Here is a 20062-nt window from a genome sequence, read left to right as displayed (position 1 = left end):
AGGCTTTGTTGAGAGTCAATTGATAGCCTTCCGGGCTAATGGTGAAGGAGAAAGAGAGAGGAGAGGGCGACCACGACAAAAACGCCCCGAGCGGAAGCGACCGCAAAAAGGCCGACAATGAAACGAAAAACGCAACAACGCCAAGCCATTCAATCGGCCCTTGGCAAGGCCATGGGACCGCTGACCATCCCCGAGATTCACCGGGCGGCCTTACACTACTCGCCAGGCCTGGGCATTGCCACGGTCTATCGAACCGTTCGAGACATGCTGGAACAGGGCGCAATCTTACAAATCGGCATTCCGGGTGAAATCCCAAGATACGAAGACGCGCATCGTTCGCACCACCATTTTTTTCAGTGCCGTGTCTGTTCCCGCGTCTTCGAAGTCCACGAATGTCCCGCCGACCTGCACCGCATGGTTCCGGAAGGGTTTGAATTGGAGGACCACGAAGTGTTCCTGTTCGGACGCTGCAAGGACTGTCGTGGAGGGCTGACAGACGCGCATCCCTGAACCCGGGCGGAACGAACGGCGTTTGATTCGTCGCTCCCGGGGCCGAGCAACTACACGATCTCCAGGCGTGGCTCCCCGGGCTGATGCCGAACGACCCGCCCGATGACTTCGCTCAGATCACCACCCTCTTGGAGCATCCTTTGGGCCTCGGCCACTTGCTCCTCGGCAACCCCTAACACCAAGCCTCCTGAAGTTTGGGCGTCGAAGATCAAATCCGCGCGCAGAGCGTCCACGCCGGGCTTGATTTTCACCTGCCGGGCGCAATGTGTTTTGTTGGCGAAACTCCCGGCCGGGAGCATGCCCATGGCGATCAGTTCCATGGCCTGATCCAGAACCGGGACGCTTTCGGCTTCCAGGATAATCCGCACATCCGAGGCATTGGCCATTTCCAGCAGGTGACCGCCCAGGCCGAATCCGGTCACGTCCGTGGCGCCTTTTAATCCCAGCTTGGCAATGACTTCCCCACCAATTCGGTTCAGTCGCCCGGCCCAGTGGTACAAAAGCTTTTCCAGCTCTTCCGCGCCGGACAATTCGGCCTTCAGCCCCGTGGCCAAAACGCCGGAGCCCAACGGCTTGGTCAGGATCAGCTGATCGCCGGGACGCAAACCGCCATTGGTCGCGAAGCCTTCCGGAGCGACGAAGCCGGTGACCGCCAAACCGTATTTAACCTCCTGATCTTCGACGCTGTGACCGCCGGCCAACACCGCGCCGGCCTCTTGAATCTTGTCCAATCCGCCGCGCAGAATTTCCTTAAGGATATCCTTGGAAAGCTTTTTGATCGGAAAACAGACGATGTTCATGGCGCACCACGGGGTCCCGCCCATGGCATAGACGTCCGAAAGGGAGTTTGCCGCGGCTATTTGCCCGAACCAATAAGGATTGTTGACAATGGGCGTGAAGAAATCAACGGTCTGAACCAGCGCCATGTTCGGCGGAAAACGCAGTATCGCCGCGTCCTCGGCATGTGCCGTTCCTGAAAGTACGCGCTCGTCCGAACGAATGGCGAGGTCTTTCAAAACGCTCTCCAGGTCCCCTGGAGATATTTTAGAGGCTCAACCGGCGGCACTGACGCCGCGGACCAGAGCGCATGCATCAAGATTGATCATAATCTCACCCTTGTTGATGATGGAGTGAACCAAAGTGGCCACCGGATCGGCGCACCAAGTCGAACACGTTCCCTTCGGCCTGATGCTGGCTCGCCTCGGGTTGTTCTAACGTTTCGGCTGCTTCGGTGACGAATTTCAAAAAATACCGTACAACCGGAAACTGGTGGCGCAAGGGATGGTGGACAACGAAAAAACTGCGCTCGAAGTGCAGTTCCGGAATACTGACGACGGTCAATTCTCCGCGTTGAAGGTATTCCCGAGCGGCCAGACGGGAGCTGACGGAAATTCCCATGCCGCAACGCACGAAACGCAACAAGGCTTCCGTGCCGTCCACGACGCTCACCACGTTTAGTTCCTTGGGCGGACATCCTGCTTTTTCCAGAGCCTGCTCCACGGCAAGTCGCGTACCGGATCCGGGTTGGCGCACCACCCAAGGCATTTTAACAATGGATTCAACGCTGAAGGGTGGACGACGTCCGGATAAAAAACTTGGCGCCGCCAAGACCACAAGCGAGTCGTCCACCAGGGCCTGAAATTCCAGTTCCGACGATTCGTCCTTGGCGCCGACCACGCCGACACAAAGCTTGCCCCGTGAAATCAAGTCCAGGATATCCAAGGAATCGCCTTCGGCCAGCGAGATGCGCACATTGGGATATCTTCGCAAAAAACGGCTGAGCAATTCGGGGAACAAGTAGTTTGCGGGAATAGTGCTTCCTCCCAGCTTCAACTCGCCGGATACGTCGTTGGACAGTAGACGAATTTCGGACTCGGCTCGGTCCAGGGAGGCGAAGATGGACGCGCAGTGTCCATAGAGAATATCAGCGGCCTGGGTCGGTAAAATACTGCGCCCCAAGCGATCAAACAGCGAAACCTGGATGGACTGTTCCAACGAGGCCACATGCGCGCTGATGGTTGGTTGGGACAAAGCCATATCTTCCGCCGCCCGGGAAAAGCTCCTGCGTTCATAGACCTTGGCAAAGGCTCGCAGTTGACGCATATCCATATTCACGATCCAAACAATAGCTTTTAACTATCAACCAAATCAAAAAAAAGGCAGAGCAATTGCTCTGCCTTTATCATGCATCTCGACGGTTCACTCAGCGGACTTTTCCCGAGAAGCCGGAGAGGCTTCCTCGGACGCAGGACTCAGTGGAGCCGCGCTTTGCGGAGCAGTGGTCGCGGGGGCTACTCCCTGTTCAGCTTGCCCAGTCACGGCCTGATGCTTCGTAAATTCGATAAAAGCCAAAGGCGCGCAATCTCCCGGGCGTGGAGCCCCAAGCTTCAATACGCGTGTATATCCGCCGGGAACATCCCTATACAAGGGAGCAACCTCGTCGAACAAGCGTTTAACCAGCGCATGATCGCCCAATACCTTGTACACAAGCCGTCTGGAATGCAGGTCATTGCGTTTTGCCTTGGTCACGAGTTTTTCGACCACGCCGCGGAGTTCCTTGGCCTTGGCTTCCGTGGTTTGAATACGGCCATGCTGGATCAACGCGCTGGCCATGTTCCGAAACATGGCCTTTCGGTGAGCCGGGGTCCGGTTGAACTTTCTACCGCTCTTCCTGTGTCTCATGAGTATCTTCCTTCTTCAGCCATTCCTGATATTTCTCTTCGAAGTTGGGAACGTCGGTCCCAAAATCAAAGCCCATTTTATTGACCACGCGCCGAATTTCCTCCAGCGACTTGCGACCGAAATTCCGCGTTTCCAAAATTTCGTTTTCCGTCTTTTGAACCAATTCCCCGAAGATGGAAATCCCGGCGCTCTTCAGGCAGTTGGTTGCCCTTACGGATAGTTCAAGGTCCTCAATGGACTTGAACAAAAGCGGATCGATGTTTTGGTCCGCGGCGTCCGTTGTTCCCTGTTCATCCTCGCTGTCGTCAAAGGCGATGAACACGGAGAGTTGATCTTTAAGTATCTTGGCGGAGTAGGCAATGGCGTCATCGGGACGCAACGACCCGTCGGTCCAGACTTCCATGACCAACTTGTCATAGTTGGTCATCTGGCCGACTCGCGCTTGCTCCACGGAATAGGCGGCTTTGAGTATGGGAGAAAAATTCGCGTCCAACGCGATCAACCCGATCTCTTCGTCCACCCCTTCATGCATTTCCGCAGGGAGATATCCTTTGCCCATCCGGACTTCCAGTTCCAAGCGAAAATCGATGTCCTCCGTCAACGTGGCAATGAGCTGATCCGTATTGTAAACCTTAACCCGCTGATTCTCCTGGATGGCGGCGGCGGTGACGGCACCTTTCGAGTTCGCCGTGAGCTGAAGACGTTGCGGCTCGTCGGTGGTCATGGCCAATCGGACTTGCTTCAGGTTGAGCACAATATCCGTGACATCCTCCAGAACTCCTGGAATTGTCGAAAACTCGTGCTGGACGCCCTCTATGCGTACGGCGACGATGGCCGCCCCCTGCATGGACGACAGCAGGACGCGACGCAGGGCGTTGCCAATGGTTGTCCCAAATCCGCGTTCCAACGGCTCGCAGATAAACTTGCCGTAGGTATTGGAGGAGCGCTTGTCTTTGACAAGCTGGTCGGGCTTGACCAATTCCGTCCAATTGCGGGTGTTGAGGAGCTTGTCGCCTTTACGAATGAACATTCTATGCACCTGCAAAGATTATTTTGAATACAGCTCAACGATGAGCTGTTCGTTGATCTGAAAAGATATATCTTCGCGAGTCGGAACAGAGACAAGTTTGCCTTTGTGCTGAGCACCATCGACTTCCAACCAAGCGGGAGTTCCGCGTCGGGCGATGACTTGCTGGGCTTCCAGAATCACGGGAATCTTTCGACTCGACTCCTTGACCACGATCTCGTCTCCAATGCGCATCCGTAAGGAGGGGATGTTCACTTTATGGCCGTTCAGTGTGAAATGACCATGGCGGATCAGCTGTCGGGCCTGGTCGCGAGAGTTGGCATACCCCATGCGATAAATCACGTTGTCCAAGCGTGTTTCCAACAATACCAACAAGTTGGTGCCGGTCACGCCTCGCTGCTTGTCGGCTTTGGAAAAATAATTTCGGAACGGACGCTCGAGAACTCCGAAAGTTCGGCGCAACTTCTGCTTCTCCCGCAACTGCAACGCATAGTCGCTGAATTTCTTGCGTGCGCGGCCATGCTCTCCGGGTGCGTATGAACGCCGCTCGTAAGCACATTTGTCGGTGAAACAGCGATCACCTTTTAAAAAAAGCTTTGCGCCTTCCCGGCGGCACAATCGGCATTTTGCTTCAGTATATCTGGCCAAAATCTCCTACCTCCCCTCTCCTGAATTAGACTCTTCTGCGTTTGGGCGGACGGCAACCATTGTGCGGAATCGGCGTGATGTCACGGATATAGGTCACCTGAAAGCCGACCTTGTTAATGGCCCGCATGGCGGCTTCACGGCCGGACCCCGGTCCCTTGACCAGAACGCCGACGGTACGCATTCCTTGTTCCTGCGCCTTGCGCGCGGCGGATTCCGCGGCCAACTGCGCCGCGAAGGGGGTGCTTTTACGTGATCCTTTAAAGCCGGCCATTCCGGAACTGGCCCAACTGACGACGTTTCCCTTCTGGTCTGTAAAGGAAATGATGGTGTTGTTAAAGCTGGCCTGGATGTGAGCGACTCCTACTGGAATGTTCTTCTTCTCTTTCCGTTTGCCGGCTTTTCGAGCAGGTCTTGCCATATCTTCTCTTGCTCCTGTCCCTGTATGTTCCTGATTGAATATTGTTCAACAGCCCTTAAAATCGTCGGCTACTTTTTCCGCTTCCCGACGATGGACCGTCTCGGTCCCTTGCGCGTTCGAGCGTTGGCGTGAGTGCTCTGACCACGTACCGGCAAGCCTTTGCGGTGCCGCAAACCTCTGTAGCAACCAATGTCCATCAGGCGTTTAATGTTGCTGGTCACGTCACGACGCAGATCACCCTCTACTTTATAGGTGGATTCAATTTCCTTACGAATGTCGTTGATCTCGTCCGCGCTCAAGTCGTCGGTCTTTTTCGTCCAAGCGATGCTCGTCGCATCCAGGACTTTTAAAGCAGTAGCTCGACCAATTCCGTAGATGTAGGTCAGAGCGATATCCATTCGCTTGTTCTTGGGCAAATCAACCCCAGCGATTCGTGCCACGGTGTTCCTCCATTATCCTTGACGTTGCTTGTGACGGGGGTTTTCGCAAATAACCCGTAAAATTCCATTGCGGCGAATGATTTGACACTTGTCGCAAACTTTCTTCACGGACGGTTTGACTTTCATTTGGTACTCCAACGGTTATTCAATCGATAAGTGATCCGACCTCATTTGAGATCGTACGAAGACATTTCCACTCGAACCTTCATGCCATCTCTTTTATTGGCTTCTTCCTTGACCATATTCCGCGTAACTCCTGCTCAATATTTCAGGACCATTGGAAGTCAAGGCGATGGTATGTTCAAAATGAGCCGCGAGGCTATTGTCTTTAGTCACAGCCGTCCAACGATCGGAAAGGATCTCAACCTCGTCCTTGCCCGCCGTGACCATGGGCTCAATAGCCAGAACCATGCCGGTCTTCAGCGGTATGTCGGAATATCGTTGCGGAATAAAGTTTGGAATCTCAGGCTTTTCGTGCAGGCTTCTACCGATGCCGTGTCCCACGAATCGCTTGACCACCGAACAACCTTGGTCTTCGACATACCGTTGAATAGCGCGAGATATGTCATAGAGCTGATTACCGACGACGGCCGACTGTATTCCGATATCCAGTGCGTCACGAGTAACATCAAGTAACGTCTGGGTGCTGTTTGAAATCGCGCCCACGGGAAACGTCCGAGCGGAGTCCCCATAAAATCCTTGGTATATGACTCCAAAGTCGATGCTGACGATGTCGCCTTCCTGAAGTATCCGATCAGAGGGAAAGCCGTGAACAACTTGTTCATTGACCGAGCAACATATTGCGTATGGGAAACCACGATACCCCTTGAAAGCCGGCTTCACATTGAACCGTGAGCACCACGTCAGGGCAATATCCTCAAGATCGATGGTTTTGATGCCGGGTCTGACGCTTTCCTGCAATGCATCCAGAATAATGGAAACGATCCGATTCGCCTCGCGGAGGATGTTGATCTCTTTCTCATTTTTCAAATAGATGCCCAGATACTTCTTCACACCTACCGCCTGCCTTTAATCCGTGTTTTCTGCATCAGTCCTTCGTACTGATGGGTAATGAGATACGAATCGACCTTGCTCATGGTGTCCATGGCGACGACCACCGCGATCAGCACGCCTGTGCCGCCAAAATAAAAAGGAACGTTAAACTGTGAAATGAGCAACATCGGCAAAACGCAGATGGCAGAAATGTACAACGACCCCCAAAGGGTTATCCGACTAAGAACGGTGTCGATGTATTCTCGTGTTTTCAAACCGGGACGAATACCAGGAATGAAGCCGCCTTGTTTACGAATATTTTCGGCGATATCCTTGGGATCAAAAATAATAGCCGTATAAAAATAACAAAAGAAAATAATCAACGCGACAAACACAGTATTGTAAAGAATCGTCGCGGGATCAAACATCATCGAAACTCTATTCAAAATCTCGGACTGAGAAAAAGAAGCCAAAGTTGCCGGAAACATCAACATGGAGGACGCGAAGATCGGGGGAATGACTCCAGCGGTATTGATCTTCAACGGCAAATGCGTCGTCTGCCCGCCGTACATTTTTCGGCCAAGCATCCGCTTGGCGTACTGGATGGGTATCCTTCGTTGTCCTCGCTCCATGAAAACGATGAAGATCAATACGCCGGCGACAAGCAAAGCCAGGAGCAGAGCGACGAACAACGAAATCTGGCCCGCGCTCATCAACCGAAAGGTATTGATGATCGCCCCCGGCAACTGGGCGACGATACCGGCGAAAATGATCAATGAAATTCCATTGCCGATGCCGTATTCGGTGATTTGTTCACCAATCCACATCAACAGGACGGTCCCGGAGACCATGGTGATGATCGTGGTCAGGCGGAAGGCCCAGCCTGGGTCCATGACCACCGCAGCCCCGCCGGGGCTGGTCATGTTCTCGATCCCGATAGCGATGCCCAAGCCTTGAACAGCGGCGATCATTACCGTTCCATACCGGGTGTACTGCGTTATCTTCTTCCGCCCGGAAGCCCCCTCTTCTTTGAGGCGCTTTAACTCCGGACTGACCACCGTCAACAGCTGGATGATGATCGATGCAGAGATATAGGGCATAATGCCCAAGGCAAAAATGGACAGATTGCTCAGCCCGCCGCCGGCGAACATGTCGAACATTCCGAACAGTGTTCCCTGCATGCTGGCGAAGAAATCCGCCATGGCCCTGGAATCGACCCCGGGAACGGGAATATGCACCCCGATCCGGCATGTCGCCAAGAGCAAAAACGTAAACAGGATCTTGCGTTTTAATTCCGCCAGACCACCGGATTTACTGGTTGTTTGCTGCACTCTGTTCGCCTTCCATGGCAACGGCTTGGCCACCGGCTTTGGAAATCTTCTCTATGGCCTGTTTACTGAATCGATGCGCCTCTACCTGAACGGCGGTGGAGATATCCCCTCTAGCCAGAACCTTGATCGGCAGTCCGCGCTTGCCGAATCCAGCGGCATAAATGGCTTCCAGGGAAATATGCTCGGCTTGCGGAAAGAATTCCAACAACCGATCCAAATTGACGACGGCGTATTCCGTTCGAAAGGGATTCTTGAATCCGCCCTTGGGGAGTCGCCGTTGAAGAGGCATCTGACCGCCTTCAAAACCGGGCGCCTTGGTTCCCCCGCTGCGGGATTTCTGTCCCTTGTTTCCCTTGCCGGAAGTGCATCCCCAGCCGCTGCCGGACCCTCGTCCGACACGCTTTCTGTTTTTGCGCTCTTCATAAAACGGATAGAGATCATGTAATTGCATAGTGTCCTTCCAGGGGCCGCGCGTAAGAATTTCCCCGCGCGTTTACGTGCTTGAAGATGGAGACGGTATCGTAGAAAACCGCCCTAACGGGCAAGGCTGACGTTCTGTCCGCGCAAGGCGCTCACCTGTTCCGCGGAACGGAGGGAGACAAGGCCCTGCACGGTGGCCTTCAACACGTTATGCGGGTTGTTGGTCCCAATGGCTTTCGTCAAAATATCGCTCACGCCGACGGCTTCCATGACGGCTCGAACCGGGCCACCGGCTATGATTCCCGTTCCCTTGGAGGCGGGCTTTAAAACCACGCGTCCGGCGCCGTATTGTCCTTCAACCTTGTACGGAACGGTTCCATCGACAAGATTGATTTTTTGCATGGTCTTCCGCGCCCTTTCCGTGGCTTTGCGAATCGCCTCAGGGACCTCGTTGGCCTTGCCGAGGCCGTATCCAACGGAATCCTTGCCGTTGCCGACGACGACAAGAGCACTAAAGCTGAATCGACGACCACCTTTGACCACTTTGGCCACGCGATTCAGATACACGATTTTCTCAATGAACCCTAACTGCGTCTGTTCCATGAAGGTCCCCATTAAAATTTAAGTCCGCCCTCACGAGCGCCATCGGCAAGAGCCTTGATCTTCCCGTGATAGATGTAGCCGCCGCGATCAAATACGGCTTGGTGGATATCCTTTTCCTTGGCCTTGCTCGCCAGGTCCTTCCCGACCTGCATGGCTGCGTCCCGCGTGAAACCGCTTACGCCGCCGTCCTTCGACAGATTGAAGGATGAAGATGAAGCAAGGGTATGGCCGTTGGCGTCATCGACCAATTGCGCATAAATGTATGCATTGGAACGAAAGACCACCAAGCGAGGACACAGGGCATTACCACTAATTTTTTTCCGAATGCGCTGCCTACGACGCATCCTGGCTTGATTTTTAGTGTATTTCATGAACTAATCCTACTTTTTACCTGTTTTGCCAGCCTTACGCCGAATCACTTCATCCGCGTACTTGATTCCCTTGCCTTTGAACGGCTCAGGCGGGCGGAAGCGACGAATTTGCGCGGCAACTTCGCCGACCTGCTCTTTGTCGATTCCCTGCAAGGTCAGCTTATTTCCCTCGACCTTGGCGGACATGCCTTGCGGCAGGCTGTACTCGACTGGATGAGAAAAACCGACGTTCAGGGTGATTTTTGAGCCATCAACAGCGACTTTATACCCGACGCCGATAACCTCGAGAATTTTTTGAAAGCCTTCGGTCACTCCCTGAACGGAATTCGCCAGAAGGGTCCGCCGCAGACCGAACTGTTCCCGGGCGGACCGAGAATCGTCTACCCGAGAAAGATGTACGGCATCGTCCTTCAACTCATACGAAATCTTGGCGTGGGTTGGAGTTTTCAGCTCCCCCTTGGGCCCCTTGATTTCGATCACGTCCTTGTGGACACGGACCTCGACGCCCTTGGGCACCGGAACCGGATTCTTACCAATGCGTGACATTATCGCTTCTCCTTACCAAACTTCACAGAGGAGTTCACCGCCGACATTCTCGGCACTTGCGGCTCGCCCTTCCAAGACGCCTTTGGGCGTGGAAAGGATGGCGATGCCGAGACCGTTCTGAACGGCGGGTATTTCCTTCGCTCCGACGTAAATTCGAAGACCGGGCTTGCTCAGCCGTCGAGATCCGGAAATAGCACCCTTGGAAGAGAGATATTTCAGGACGACGCGGATATTGCGCTCCTCTCGAGCTACATCTGAAACAAAACCATGATCTTTGAGGATAGCGGCAATGGACTCCGTCATCCGAGACGCGGGGAAGTGGACATCTTTGTGCAGAGCCTTTTGGGCGTTCCGAATTCGCGTAAGCATGTCCGCTATGGGATCATTAAGCAACATGGGCAGACCTCGTTTACCAACTGGATTTTCTTACCCCGGGCAATTCTCCTGCCAGGGACATATTGCGAAAGCAGATGCGACAAATACCAAAATGCCGTAAAAAAGCACGAGACCGGCCGCACAAGGGGCAGCGATTATAGGCGCGAGTTGAAAATTTTGGTTTTCTTGCGGCCTTGATTTTAAGAGCGGTGCGAGCCAAAGCATCCTCCTTGCGTTATTTTTTAAATGGCATGCCCAACAACTGCAGAAGGGCCTTGCCTTCCTTGTCGGTGGAAGCAGTGGTCACGATGGTGATGTTCATACCCTTAACCCGGTCGACGCGATCCATGTTGATCTCGGGAAATATGGTATGTTCCTTGATGCCCATGGTGAAGTTGCCTCGGCCATCGAAGCCGCGATCCGGAATGCCGCGAAAGTCACGGACACGAGGCAAGGAGAAGGACACCAACTTATCCAAAAAGTCCCACATGCGCTCCCGACGCAGAGTGACGCGGCAACCGACCGGCATTCCTTCGCGCAGCTTGTAGGCCGCGATGGACTTTTTCGCCCTGGTGACGACGGCTTTCTGCCCGGCAATTTGGGTCAGCTCCAAAACGGCGTCTTCGATCAGCTTGTTGTTCTGAGAAGCCTCACCAAGGCCGATGTTCAGGCTGATGCTTTGGATTTTAGGAATCTCCATCGGAGAGGAGTACCCGAAATCCTTCATCAGTTCCGGGGCGACCTTGCTCTTGTATATTTCCTGCAGCCTAGACATGACGCACCTTACGCAATAATTTCGTTACACTTTTTACAAAAACGCACTTTTTTGTCCGTGTCGATGATCTTGTACCCAACCCTGGTGGGTTTGGCGCAATTATCACAAACCAGCGTCACATTGGACAAGTGCAAAGGATTTTCCTTTTCCTGGATCCCGCCGGCCTCCCCTTTGTAGGGATTGCCCTTGGAATGCCGCTTGACCTTATTTACACCCTCAACGAGGACACGTTCCGTTTTAGGAAAAAGTTTCAAGACCTTGCCGATCTTTCCCTTTTCCTTTCCAACCATGATCATGACCTTGTCGTTTTTATGAATCTTTCGATTTTTCATGATACTTACCTACAGTACTTCTGGAGCCAAGGAAACGATTTTCATGAAATTCTTGGATCGCAACTCCCGAGCGACCGGGCCGAAAATACGTGTCCCCACGGGCTCGTTCTGCTTGTTCAGAAGTACGGCTGAGTTGTTGTCGAACCGGATGAAGGATCCGTCCGGCCGATTGACTTCCTTTTTGGTCCGGACGATGACGGCACGCATCACTTCGCCCTTCTTGACCTTGGAGTGCGGCATGGCTTCCTTGACGGAAACGACGATAATATCGCCGATGGATGCGTATCTGCGGTGACTCCCGCCGAGCACCTTGACGCAAAACACCTTCTTGGCACCAGAGTTGTCGGCGACGTCGAGTAAAGATTGAACCTGGATCATAATAGCCTCTTAGACAGCCTTTTGCAGTACTTGTTTGAGTTGCCAGCACTTGCGCTTGCTCAAGGGTCGGCTTTCAATAATTTCGACGGTGTCACCGATATTGCACTGATTAAGGTCATCATGCGCCATCATTTTTTTTCGTCTTCGGATATACTTCTTGAACAAAGGATGTTTTTCCAGCTTGTTCACCGAGACGACGATGGTTTTCTCAGCCTTGTTGCTGAGAACGACACCGACTTCCGTGCGTTTGGTCTTCTGTTTCAACTCAGCATTCATGATTTTGCTCCAGCGTTTTGCTCAGACAATACCGTCAGTATTCGGGCCACGGTCCTTCGTACATAAGGCAGCCGCTGCGTGTTCTCCAACTGAGCCGTTTTATGCTGAAAGCGCAGGTTGAACAGTTCCTTGCGAAATTCAAGAAGCTTTTCGTTGAGTTCCGTGCTGGAGAGTTCGCGCAGTTCTTTAGATTTCATGACTTAGGCCTCCCGCAACACGATACTGGTCTTGATGGGCAGCTTGTAGGAAGCCCGACGCAGGGCCTCGGAAGCAAGCTCCAGGCTGACCCCTTTGATTTCGTACAAAACCCGACCTCGCCGGACCGGCGCGCACCAGCCGACAGGAGCGCCTTTTCCCTTCCCCTGGCGGGTTTCAGCGGGCTTGGCGGTAATGGGTTTGTCGGGAAAAACCCGAATCCAGACTTTTCCGCCACGCTTGATGTGCCGCATCATGGCAATACGAGCAGACTCAATCTGTTGGTTGGTCAACTTCCCGGGCTCCAAAGCCTTCAGCCCGATGTCGCCGAAAACCACCAAACTGCCGCGGAGGGCCGAACCCTTGATGCGGTTCTTTTGTTGCTTTCGGAATTTAACTTTTTTGGGACTCAACATTACTGAATCACCTCATCGAGAATCTCGCCTTTAAAAATCCAAACCTTCACGCCGATCACGCCGTACGTGGTCTTTGCAATGGCTTGCCCATAATCAATATCGGCCCGCAAGGTGTGCAACGGAACGCGTCCGTCACGATTCCATTCGCTCCGGGCGATTTCAGCGCCGCCCAGTCGTCCGGCGACATTGATCTTGATCCCTTCCGCGCCGAACTTTCTCGCCAACCCGACGGTCCGCTTCATGGCACGACGAAAAGCCACCCTGCGCTCCAGCTGCAACGCGACGTTTTCCGCGACCAATTGAGCATCGGTCTCCGGTCGACGGATTTCGATGACTTCCAGAGCGAAATCCTTTTGGAACTTTTTCTTCAAGGTTGCCCGCAAGTTCTCGATTTCAACGCCCTTGCGTCCAATTACGATACCGGGTCGCGCGGTAAAGAGGATCAGCCTGATCTTACTGGCGGCTCTTTCAATTTCAATTTTGGAAATACCGGCGTGGTACAAGGTCTTTTTCAAAAAATTACGTATCAGGCGATCTTCATGCACGAACGCTGCGTAATCCTTTTTACTAAACCACCTGGACTGCCAATTCTTGGTGTACCCAAGCCGGAACCCAATGGGATGCGTCTTCTGGCCCAATTCTTTATCCTCCTACGCTTCCTCAACAATGACAGTGATATGACTTGTCCGCTTCAGGACCCGATAGGCGCGTCCCATGGCCCGTGGGCGAATACGTTTCCATGAAGGACCATCATTGATAATGATGTTTTTAACGAACAACGTATCTACGTCCACACCGCCGAGCTGTTCCGCGTTGGCAATGGCGGAATGCAATACCTTGTCCAACACGGCGGCGGCCTTTTTCGGAGTGAACTTCAAAATTTTCCGCGCTTCCTCGACATTCTTTCCCCGAACATTGGCGGCCACCAGCCGAGCCTTCTGTGAGGAGATGCGCACGAACCGCGCGACAGATTTCGCTTCCATGATCACAAGCCTCCAGAACTACTTTTTGCCTTTTACAGCGCTCTTTTTGCCACCGGCATGGGCATGAAAGGTCCTGGTGGGTGAAAACTCACCAAGCTTATGACCAACCATGTTTTCCGTAACAAAGACGGGGATGAACTTCTTGCCGTTATGCACGGCAAAGGTCAGCCCAACCATTTCAGGAACAATCGTCGAACGACGTGACCATGTCTTGATCACTTTCCGATCATTCGTTTCATTGGCCTTGGTCACTTTCTTGAGCACATGCCCGTCGACAAAAGGACCTTTTTTTACTGATCGTGGCATATCCGTGACTCCTATTTCTGGCCGCGACGTTTGACGATGAGCTTCGAAGAGGGCTTCCGGCGATTACGGGTCTTATAGCCCTTGGTCGGTTTCCCCCATGGCGTACAGGGATGCCGGCCACCGGAACTCTTGCCTTCACCGCCGCCAAGAGGATGGTCCACCGGGTTCATGGCCACGCCGCGAACCTTGGGCCGACGGCCGAGCCAGCGATTTCGTCCGGCCTTTCCAATGGAAACCTGTTCGTGGTCCGTGTTGCCGACCTGCCCAACGGTCGCTCGACAGGTTGCCAAAATTTTACGCACTTCACCGGAAGGAAGCCGCAGCAAGGCATACTTTTCTTCCTTGGCCACGAGTTGCGCGTAGGTCCCGGCGCTGCGGCAAAGCTGACCGCCCTTGCCGGGCGTCATCTCCACGTTATGGATGATCGTTCCCACGGGAATTCTCGACAAGTACAGGGCGTTGCCCGGAAAAATATCCGCCTTGTTTCCGGCGACGATGGTATCTCCGACCTTGACGCCGTCAGGGGCCAAAATATACCGCTTCTCGCCATCGGCGTAATGCAGCAAGGCAATGCGGGCACTGCGGTTCGGGTCGTACTCAATGAAGGCCACTTTGGCCTGAACATCAAATTTATCTCGTTTGAAATCGATGACCCGAAAACGCCTCTTGTGACCGGAGCCTCTCCGGCGGGAAGTAATCCGCCCAAGGTTGTTTCGTCCGCTTTTTTTGGCGCGTCCCTTGGTCAACGACTTTTCAGGCTTGCCACGATTGATCTCGGCGAACTCCGATACGGATTGAAACCGTGTCCCGGGAGAAGTCGGTTTGAGCTTACGTATAGACATTGGTTAGACCCCTTCAAAGAAATCGATTTTTTCGCCTTCGGCAAGGGTCACATAAGCTTTCCGGAAACCGGTATCGCGAGCGAGTCGACGATTGGCCTTGCGTTGGGTGAGCGTCTTTTTCCGTGCGATGTTGACCTTGCTGACCTTCACGTCAAAGGCGTCCTGCACCGCTTTCTTGACTTCAATCTTGTTGGCGGAAGGATGGACCTGAAAGACCACCTGGTTGGCCGCGCTTTTGATCAGCGTCGCCTTTTCGGAGACATGCGGTCGGAGCAAAATTTGCGTGTAGTTCATGGTTATTTCAACCTTTTCTGAAGTGATTCGATGGCAGCGGCGGAGACCATCAGCCGCGGATGACGCAACACTTCATAGACGTTGACGCCGTCGGCGGTTCGTACGGACACCCCGGGAATGTTCCGGGACGAAAGCGTAAGCTTGTTATCCACTTCCGAAAGAACAATCAAGACCTTCGGCATGTCGAACAGTTGCACGAACTGATTAAACGTCTTGGTTTTAACCTCTTCAAGTCCTATGCCGTCCACCACGGTCAGATTCTTGTCGGCCAGGCGAGCGGAAAGCGCCATGCGCATGGCCAGCTTTTGAACCTTTTTATTAACCTTGAAAGAGTAATCTCTGGCCGTGGGGCCATGGGTGACCGCACCGGAACGCCACAGAGGCGAGCGATTCGAGCCAGCCCGAGCTCTGCCCGTTCCCTTTTGCCGCCAAGGCTTTTTCCCGCCGCCGCGAATAGTGGACCTGGTCTTTACGCCAACGGTTCCAGAGCGCTTCGCGGCCAAATGCGACCGTACAACCAAATGGAGAATCTCTGGGCGCGCTTCAACCTCGAAAACCTCGGGATCCAGCGTCAATTCACCCACAACCTGTCGCTGCTGATTAAAAATATCGACCACAGCCATTTCATCCACCTTTTCTTCTTTACGCCTGTTGCTTTCTGACAATCACAAGCCCGTTTTTCGGCCCGGGGATCTGCCCTTTGACCAGCAGCAAATTGTCACCCGCACGGACGGCCACGACCTCGACATTTTTGTATGAAGTCTTTCGGTCTCCCATGTGACCAGCCATTTTCTTTCCCTTGATGACGCGTCCGGGCTTGGTGTTGCACCCAATGGAGCCCGCGTTACGATGGATTTTTTCTGCGCCGTGAGACGCTGATCCACCGCGAAACCCCCAGCGCTTCACAACGCCGGCAAAGCCCTTTCCCTTGGAGTTGCCGGTGATCTTGACCTTTTCACCAGGCGTGAAGATCTCCAGCCCAAGAGCCTGTCCGATTTCGTACCCTTCGACGGATTCGAGACGAAATTCACGCAGATGCCGATAATACCCGCTTCCGGCCTTGTCCAAATGGCCCTTCAGGGGCTTGTTCAACTTATTGGGCCGGGACTCTTCGAAGCCGACCTGCAAAGCGGAGTATCCGTCCTTCGCGCGTTCCTTGACCTGGACGATGGGGCACGGCCCGGCCTGGATCACCGTTACCGGGATGACCATTCCGTCGCTCCCGAAAATTCGGCTCATTCCCAGCTTTCGGCCAAGGATTCCCAGTGTATTCGACATGACTTGCCCCCGTTATAACTTGATTTCCACGTCGACGCCGGCGGGAAGATTGAGTTTTCCCAAGGCGTCCACGGTTTGTTGCGTCGGTTCCAGAATGTCCAGGAGACGTTTGTGAACCCGGACCTCGAACTGTTCCCGAGACTTCTTATCCACGTGCACGGACCTGTTCACGGTGTACTTATGGATATTGGTCGGAATGGGAATCGGCCCGGCAAGTCCGGCTCCGGTATTCCGCGCCGTGTCGACGATCTCGGCCACGGCCTTGTCCAAAATTCTGTAGTCAAAGGCCTTGAGTTTAATCCTGATGCGATCGCTGTTCATAGTCATACCCTATTCGACGATTTCGGAGATGACGCCGGCGCCGACGGTCCGGCCGCCTTCGCGGATGGCGAAGCGCACGCCAAGTTCCATGGCGATGGGGGCGATCAGCTCCACGTTGAAGGTCGCATTGTCCCCGGGCATGACCATTTCCACGCCCTCGGCCAGGGTCACCACGCCGGTGATGTCCGTGGTCCGGAAGTAGAACTGCGGGCGATATCCGCTGAAGAACGGGGTGTGGCGCCCGCCTTCTTCCTTGGACAAAACGTAGACCTCGGCCACGAACCTGCGGTGCGGGGTGATGGACTTGGGAGCGGCCAAAACCTGTCCTCGTTCCACATCCTCACGCTTCACGCCGCGCAAAAGCGCGCCGATATTGTCGCCGGCCTGACCCTGGTCCAGAAGCTTGCGGAACATCTCGACGCCCGTGCAGACCGTCTTGCGGGTTTCGTTGATCCCCACGATCTCCACTTCCTCGCCGACCTTGACCACGCCGCGCTCAACCCGGCCCGTGACAACCGTGCCGCGACCGGAAATGCTGAACACGTCCTCAATGGGCATCAAGAACGGCTTATCGATGTCGCGCACCGGCTCCGGAACGTAGCTGTCCAGGGCGTCCATCAGGTCGAAGATGCACTTGGCGTCCGGGCTGTCCACGCCATCGGCCTCCAGGGCCTTCAAGGCGCTGCCCTGGATCACCGGAACATCGTCGCCGGGAAAACCGTACTTGGACAGCAGTTCGCGGACTTCCAACTCAACCAGCTCCAGCAGTTCCGGGTCGTCCACCAGGTCGACCTTGTTCATGAAAACCACCAGACAGGGAACGCCGACCTGGCGAGCCAGGAGAATGTGCTCACGGGTCTGGGGCATCGGGCCGTCCGTGGCCGCGACCACCAGAATCGCGCCGTCCATCTGGGCCGCGCCGGTGATCATGTTCTTGATGTAGTCGGCGTGACCAGGGCAGTCCACGTGGGCGTAGTGCCGATTCGCGGTCTCGTATTCCACGTGCGCCGTGGCGATGGTGATTCCGCGCTCCTTTTCCTCGGGCGCCTTGTCGATCTGGTCGAACGGGACGAAGTTCGCGCCGCCCTTGATGCTCAGCATCTTGGTGATCGCGGCGGTCAACGTCGTCTTGCCGTGGTCGATGTGGCCGATGGTGCCGACGTTAACGTGCGGTTTGGTCCGCTCAAATTTTGCCTTGGCCATATGATCCCCCTACTTCCGCTTGGAAATGATTTCTTCGGCGATTTGCGCCGGAACTCGCTCGTAATGGTCAAACTGCATGCTGTAACTGGCCCGCCCCTGAGTCATGGACCGCAGTTGCGTCGCATAGCCGAACATGGAACTCAACGGAACGTGCGCACGAATAATCTGCGTTCCGTGCCGGGACTCCAAATTGGTGATCTTCCCTCTGCGACCGTTGACGTCGCCCATGACGTCGCCGAGATAATCCTCCGGCGTCAGCACTTCCACGGACATCACCGGTTCCAGGAGGCACGGCTTACTTTTTCGGCAGGCCTCTTTGAAGCACATGGAGCCGGCGATGAAAAAGGCCTGCTCCGAGGAGTCAACCTCGTGGAAAGACCCGAACACCAACTTCACCGCGATGTCCACCACCGGAAAACCTGCCAAAACCCCGGAACTCATGGCGTCCTTGATGCCTTTTTCCACGGCTGGAATGTATTCCTTGGGAATCACGCCGCCGACGATGGAATTAGTGAAAACAAATCCACCACCCGGCTCCTGGGGCTGAACTTCGATAACAGTGTGGGCGTACTGACCGCGACCGCCGCTTTGCTTGACGTACCGCGTTTCTTGCTTCGTCGGGACGGTAATGGTTTCCCGGTACGCCACCTGGGGCTGGCCGACGTTGGCATTCACCCCGAATTCGCGGGTCAAGCGGTCGACGATGATTTCCAGATGCAGCTCGCCCATCCCGGCGATCAAGGTCTGGTTGGTCTCTTCATTGGTCTTGACCCTGAAGGACGGATCTTCCTTGGCCAGCTTGGCCAAGGACTGGCTCAGGGCGTCCCGGTCGGCCTTGGTCTTGGGCTCGATGGCCACCTCAATGACCGGCTCGGGGAAATCCATGGATTCCAACATGATCAACCGCTCCGGAGCACAGAGCGTATCTCCGGTGGAGGCGTGCTTCAGGCCGACGGCGGCGACGATGTCCCCGGCGTAGGCTTCCTTGATTTCCTCACGCTTGTTGGCGTGCATCTTCAGCAGACGACCGATGCGCTCCTTTTTGCCGCTGGTGATGTTGACCACGGTCATCCCGCTTTCGATCTTCCCGGAATAGACGCGCAAAAACGCCAAGTGGCCGACATACGGATCATTGGCCAGCTTGAAGGTCAAGGCGCTCAGCGGCAAGTCGTCGTCGCAGGGACTGGTCATCTCTTCGCCGGTATCAGGATTGGTCCCTTTCATATCCGCCACGTCGAGCGGACTCGGGAAAAAGGCCACAACGGAATCCAGCAACGGCTGAACCCCTTTATTCTTGAAAGCCGAACCGCACAGCACCGGACAAATCTTCATGGATATGGTGGCCGCGCGCACGGCATTCATCACGGATTCGGGCTCCAGCTCTTCGCCGCCCAGGTATTTCTCGAGAAGTTCCTCGTCTTCCTCGGCCACGGCTTCCAGCATGAGTTGACGCCAGGAATCGAACTCCTCCTGGTACTCCTCGGGAATATCAACATAGGCGTATTCTTTGACGACCACGGAACCGTCGTCAAAAAACAAGGCCTTGCCTTGAATCAGATCAATTATTCCCTTGAAATTTTCTTCGGCTCCGATGGGAATCTGCAAGGGAACGGGCTTTGCCTTGAGCCGTTCCTTGATCATCTCCACGACGCGAAAAAAATCCGCGCCGGTCCGGTCCATCTTGTTCACGAAGGCCAAGCGCGGCACCTTGTAGCGGTCGGCCTGTCGCCAGACGGTTTCGGACTGGGGTTCCACCCCGCCCACCGCGCAAAACACGGCGACGGCTCCGTCCAGGACCCGCAGGGAGCGCTCCACTTCCACGGTGAAATCCACGTGGCCGGGCGTATCAATGATGTTGATCCGGTGATCCTTCCAGATGCAAGTCGTGGCGGCGGAAGTGATGGTGATCCCCCGCTCCTGCTCCTGGACCATCCAGTCCATGACCGCCTGCCCGTCATGAACCTCTCCGATCTTGTGCGAAACCCCGGTATAAAACAGGATACGTTCGGTGGTCGTCGTCTTTCCGGCGTCAATATGGGCCATGATGCCGATATTGCGCTGCCGCTCTATAGGTACGGTTCTTGGCACGAGTAAATCCT

Annotated in this window: 33 protein-coding genes; 1 reads left to right on the top strand and 32 read right to left on the bottom strand. The window is 54.6% G+C overall.

The genetic code is table 11. The features are described 5' to 3' along the window. The first annotated feature begins 117 nt into the window (after positions 1-117). Entirely contained in the window at positions 118-510 is a 393-nt protein-coding gene (locus AC559A_RS05310) for a Fur family transcriptional regulator (protein WP_498816624.1), read from the top strand. Positions 511-560: 50 nt separating this feature from the next. Here the strand turns inward: AC559A_RS05310 and selD are convergent, their stop codons facing one another. The 32 genes from selD to fusA form a co-directional block, all read right to left on the bottom strand. Then, positions 561-1616 carry a selenide, water dikinase SelD gene (gene selD, locus AC559A_RS05305; protein WP_498816622.1) on the bottom strand — a complete coding sequence of 352 codons (1056 nt, stop codon included), beginning with the start codon at positions 1614-1616 and terminating at the stop codon, positions 561-563. A 4-nt stretch (positions 1617-1620) separates the two neighbouring features. Further along, positions 1621-2619, bottom strand: a complete 999-nt coding sequence (locus tag AC559A_RS05300; protein ID WP_498816620.1) for a selenium metabolism-associated LysR family transcriptional regulator — start codon at positions 2617-2619, stop codon at positions 1621-1623. 90 nt (positions 2620-2709) lie between these two features. Continuing rightward, entirely contained in the window at positions 2710-3192 is a 483-nt protein-coding gene (rplQ, locus tag AC559A_RS05295) for a 50S ribosomal protein L17 (protein WP_051434234.1), read from the bottom strand. Then, entirely contained in the window at positions 3170-4222 is a 1053-nt protein-coding gene (locus tag AC559A_RS05290; protein WP_498816619.1) for a DNA-directed RNA polymerase subunit alpha, read from the bottom strand. Before AC559A_RS05290 ends, rplQ begins: the two co-directional genes overlap by 23 nt. Before the next feature lie 18 nt (positions 4223-4240). Then, a complete protein-coding gene (rpsD, locus tag AC559A_RS05285) occupies positions 4241-4867 on the bottom strand; it encodes a 30S ribosomal protein S4 (protein WP_028570891.1) in 627 nt (208 codons plus the stop codon). 25 nt (positions 4868-4892) lie between these two features. After that, positions 4893-5285, bottom strand: coding sequence for a 30S ribosomal protein S11 (gene rpsK / locus AC559A_RS05280; protein WP_028570890.1), 393 nt, complete (start codon positions 5283-5285; stop codon positions 4893-4895). A 68-nt stretch (positions 5286-5353) separates the two neighbouring features. Further along, complete coding sequence (gene rpsM, locus AC559A_RS05275; RefSeq protein ID WP_031388509.1) at positions 5354-5725, bottom strand: 30S ribosomal protein S13; 372 nt, start codon at positions 5723-5725, stop codon at positions 5354-5356. A 12-nt stretch (positions 5726-5737) separates the two neighbouring features. Then, complete coding sequence (rpmJ, locus tag AC559A_RS05270) at positions 5738-5851, bottom strand: 50S ribosomal protein L36 (RefSeq protein WP_084031770.1); 114 nt, start codon at positions 5849-5851, stop codon at positions 5738-5740. 93 nt (positions 5852-5944) lie between these two features. Further along, positions 5945-6739 carry a type I methionyl aminopeptidase gene (gene map, locus AC559A_RS05265; protein ID WP_028570888.1) on the bottom strand — a complete coding sequence of 265 codons (795 nt, stop codon included), beginning with the start codon at positions 6737-6739 and terminating at the stop codon, positions 5945-5947. Between the two features lie 2 nt (positions 6740-6741). Further along, positions 6742-8049 carry a preprotein translocase subunit SecY gene (secY, locus tag AC559A_RS05260; RefSeq protein WP_028570887.1) on the bottom strand — a complete coding sequence of 436 codons (1308 nt, stop codon included), beginning with the start codon at positions 8047-8049 and terminating at the stop codon, positions 6742-6744. Then, on the bottom strand, positions 8030-8500 hold the full coding sequence (gene rplO, locus AC559A_RS05255; protein WP_028570886.1) for a 50S ribosomal protein L15: 471 nt from the start codon (positions 8498-8500) through the stop codon (positions 8030-8032). The genes secY and rplO overlap by 20 nt, the downstream gene beginning before the upstream one ends. An 83-nt stretch (positions 8501-8583) precedes the next feature. Beyond that, positions 8584-9072 carry a 30S ribosomal protein S5 gene (rpsE, locus tag AC559A_RS05250; protein WP_028570885.1) on the bottom strand — a complete coding sequence of 163 codons (489 nt, stop codon included), beginning with the start codon at positions 9070-9072 and terminating at the stop codon, positions 8584-8586. Positions 9073-9083: 11 nt separating this feature from the next. Continuing rightward, entirely contained in the window at positions 9084-9443 is a 360-nt protein-coding gene (gene rplR / locus AC559A_RS05245) for a 50S ribosomal protein L18 (RefSeq protein ID WP_028570884.1), read from the bottom strand. Positions 9444-9452: 9 nt separating this feature from the next. Then, positions 9453-9989, bottom strand: a complete 537-nt coding sequence (gene rplF / locus AC559A_RS05240; protein WP_028570883.1) for a 50S ribosomal protein L6 — start codon at positions 9987-9989, stop codon at positions 9453-9455. A gap of 12 nt (positions 9990-10001) precedes the next feature. Further along, positions 10002-10382 carry a 30S ribosomal protein S8 gene (gene rpsH / locus AC559A_RS05235; protein ID WP_084032166.1) on the bottom strand — a complete coding sequence of 127 codons (381 nt, stop codon included), beginning with the start codon at positions 10380-10382 and terminating at the stop codon, positions 10002-10004. A 16-nt stretch (positions 10383-10398) separates the two neighbouring features. Next, positions 10399-10584, bottom strand: coding sequence for a type Z 30S ribosomal protein S14 (locus AC559A_RS05230; RefSeq protein ID WP_084031769.1), 186 nt, complete (start codon positions 10582-10584; stop codon positions 10399-10401). Positions 10585-10599: 15 nt separating this feature from the next. After that, positions 10600-11139, bottom strand: coding sequence for a 50S ribosomal protein L5 (rplE, locus tag AC559A_RS05225; protein ID WP_028570881.1), 540 nt, complete (start codon positions 11137-11139; stop codon positions 10600-10602). A gap of 8 nt (positions 11140-11147) precedes the next feature. Further along, on the bottom strand, positions 11148-11471 hold the full coding sequence (gene rplX / locus AC559A_RS05220; RefSeq protein WP_028570880.1) for a 50S ribosomal protein L24: 324 nt from the start codon (positions 11469-11471) through the stop codon (positions 11148-11150). A 9-nt stretch (positions 11472-11480) separates the two neighbouring features. Continuing rightward, complete coding sequence (gene rplN / locus AC559A_RS05215; protein WP_028570879.1) at positions 11481-11849, bottom strand: 50S ribosomal protein L14; 369 nt, start codon at positions 11847-11849, stop codon at positions 11481-11483. 9 nt (positions 11850-11858) lie between these two features. Beyond that, entirely contained in the window at positions 11859-12125 is a 267-nt protein-coding gene (gene rpsQ, locus AC559A_RS05210; RefSeq protein ID WP_035261131.1) for a 30S ribosomal protein S17, read from the bottom strand. Then, entirely contained in the window at positions 12122-12322 is a 201-nt protein-coding gene (gene rpmC, locus AC559A_RS05205; protein ID WP_028570877.1) for a 50S ribosomal protein L29, read from the bottom strand. Before rpmC ends, rpsQ begins: the two co-directional genes overlap by 4 nt. A gap of 3 nt (positions 12323-12325) precedes the next feature. After that, complete coding sequence (gene rplP / locus AC559A_RS05200) at positions 12326-12736, bottom strand: 50S ribosomal protein L16 (protein ID WP_028570876.1); 411 nt, start codon at positions 12734-12736, stop codon at positions 12326-12328. Then, positions 12736-13374, bottom strand: a complete 639-nt coding sequence (rpsC, locus tag AC559A_RS05195; RefSeq protein WP_028570875.1) for a 30S ribosomal protein S3 — start codon at positions 13372-13374, stop codon at positions 12736-12738. The genes rplP and rpsC overlap by 1 nt, the downstream gene beginning before the upstream one ends. A gap of 12 nt (positions 13375-13386) precedes the next feature. After that, positions 13387-13719, bottom strand: a complete 333-nt coding sequence (rplV, locus tag AC559A_RS05190; protein ID WP_028570874.1) for a 50S ribosomal protein L22 — start codon at positions 13717-13719, stop codon at positions 13387-13389. An 18-nt stretch (positions 13720-13737) separates the two neighbouring features. Beyond that, the gene (gene rpsS, locus AC559A_RS05185) at positions 13738-14025 is read right to left on the bottom strand and encodes a 30S ribosomal protein S19 (protein ID WP_028570873.1); all 288 of its coding nucleotides are present in this window, start codon (positions 14023-14025) and stop codon (positions 13738-13740) included. 11 nt (positions 14026-14036) lie between these two features. After that, entirely contained in the window at positions 14037-14867 is an 831-nt protein-coding gene (gene rplB, locus AC559A_RS05180) for a 50S ribosomal protein L2 (protein ID WP_498816615.1), read from the bottom strand. 3 nt (positions 14868-14870) lie between these two features. After that, positions 14871-15161, bottom strand: a complete 291-nt coding sequence (rplW, locus tag AC559A_RS05175; RefSeq protein ID WP_028570871.1) for a 50S ribosomal protein L23 — start codon at positions 15159-15161, stop codon at positions 14871-14873. A gap of 2 nt (positions 15162-15163) precedes the next feature. After that, positions 15164-15784 carry a 50S ribosomal protein L4 gene (rplD, locus tag AC559A_RS05170; protein WP_028570870.1) on the bottom strand — a complete coding sequence of 207 codons (621 nt, stop codon included), beginning with the start codon at positions 15782-15784 and terminating at the stop codon, positions 15164-15166. Between the two features lie 19 nt (positions 15785-15803). After that, positions 15804-16439, bottom strand: a complete 636-nt coding sequence (rplC, locus tag AC559A_RS05165; RefSeq protein WP_028570869.1) for a 50S ribosomal protein L3 — start codon at positions 16437-16439, stop codon at positions 15804-15806. Between the two features lie 12 nt (positions 16440-16451). Continuing rightward, positions 16452-16766, bottom strand: a complete 315-nt coding sequence (rpsJ, locus tag AC559A_RS05160) for a 30S ribosomal protein S10 (protein ID WP_031388529.1) — start codon at positions 16764-16766, stop codon at positions 16452-16454. Between the two features lie 3 nt (positions 16767-16769). Continuing rightward, positions 16770-17963, bottom strand: a complete 1194-nt coding sequence (gene tuf / locus AC559A_RS05155) for an elongation factor Tu (RefSeq protein ID WP_028573509.1) — start codon at positions 17961-17963, stop codon at positions 16770-16772. A gap of 9 nt (positions 17964-17972) precedes the next feature. Next, a complete protein-coding gene (gene fusA, locus AC559A_RS05150; RefSeq protein WP_498816614.1) occupies positions 17973-20051 on the bottom strand; it encodes an elongation factor G in 2079 nt (692 codons plus the stop codon). Positions 20052-20062 lie beyond the last annotated feature (11 nt).

The sequence above is a fragment of the Desulfonatronum zhilinae genome (assembly GCF_900182865.1).
In the GTDB taxonomy this organism is placed as follows: Bacteria; Desulfobacterota; Desulfovibrionia; order Desulfovibrionales; family Desulfonatronaceae; genus Desulfonatronum; species Desulfonatronum lacustre.
The sequence above is the reverse complement of the archived record's forward strand: the minus strand, read 5'-3'. Positions and strand labels throughout refer to the sequence as shown.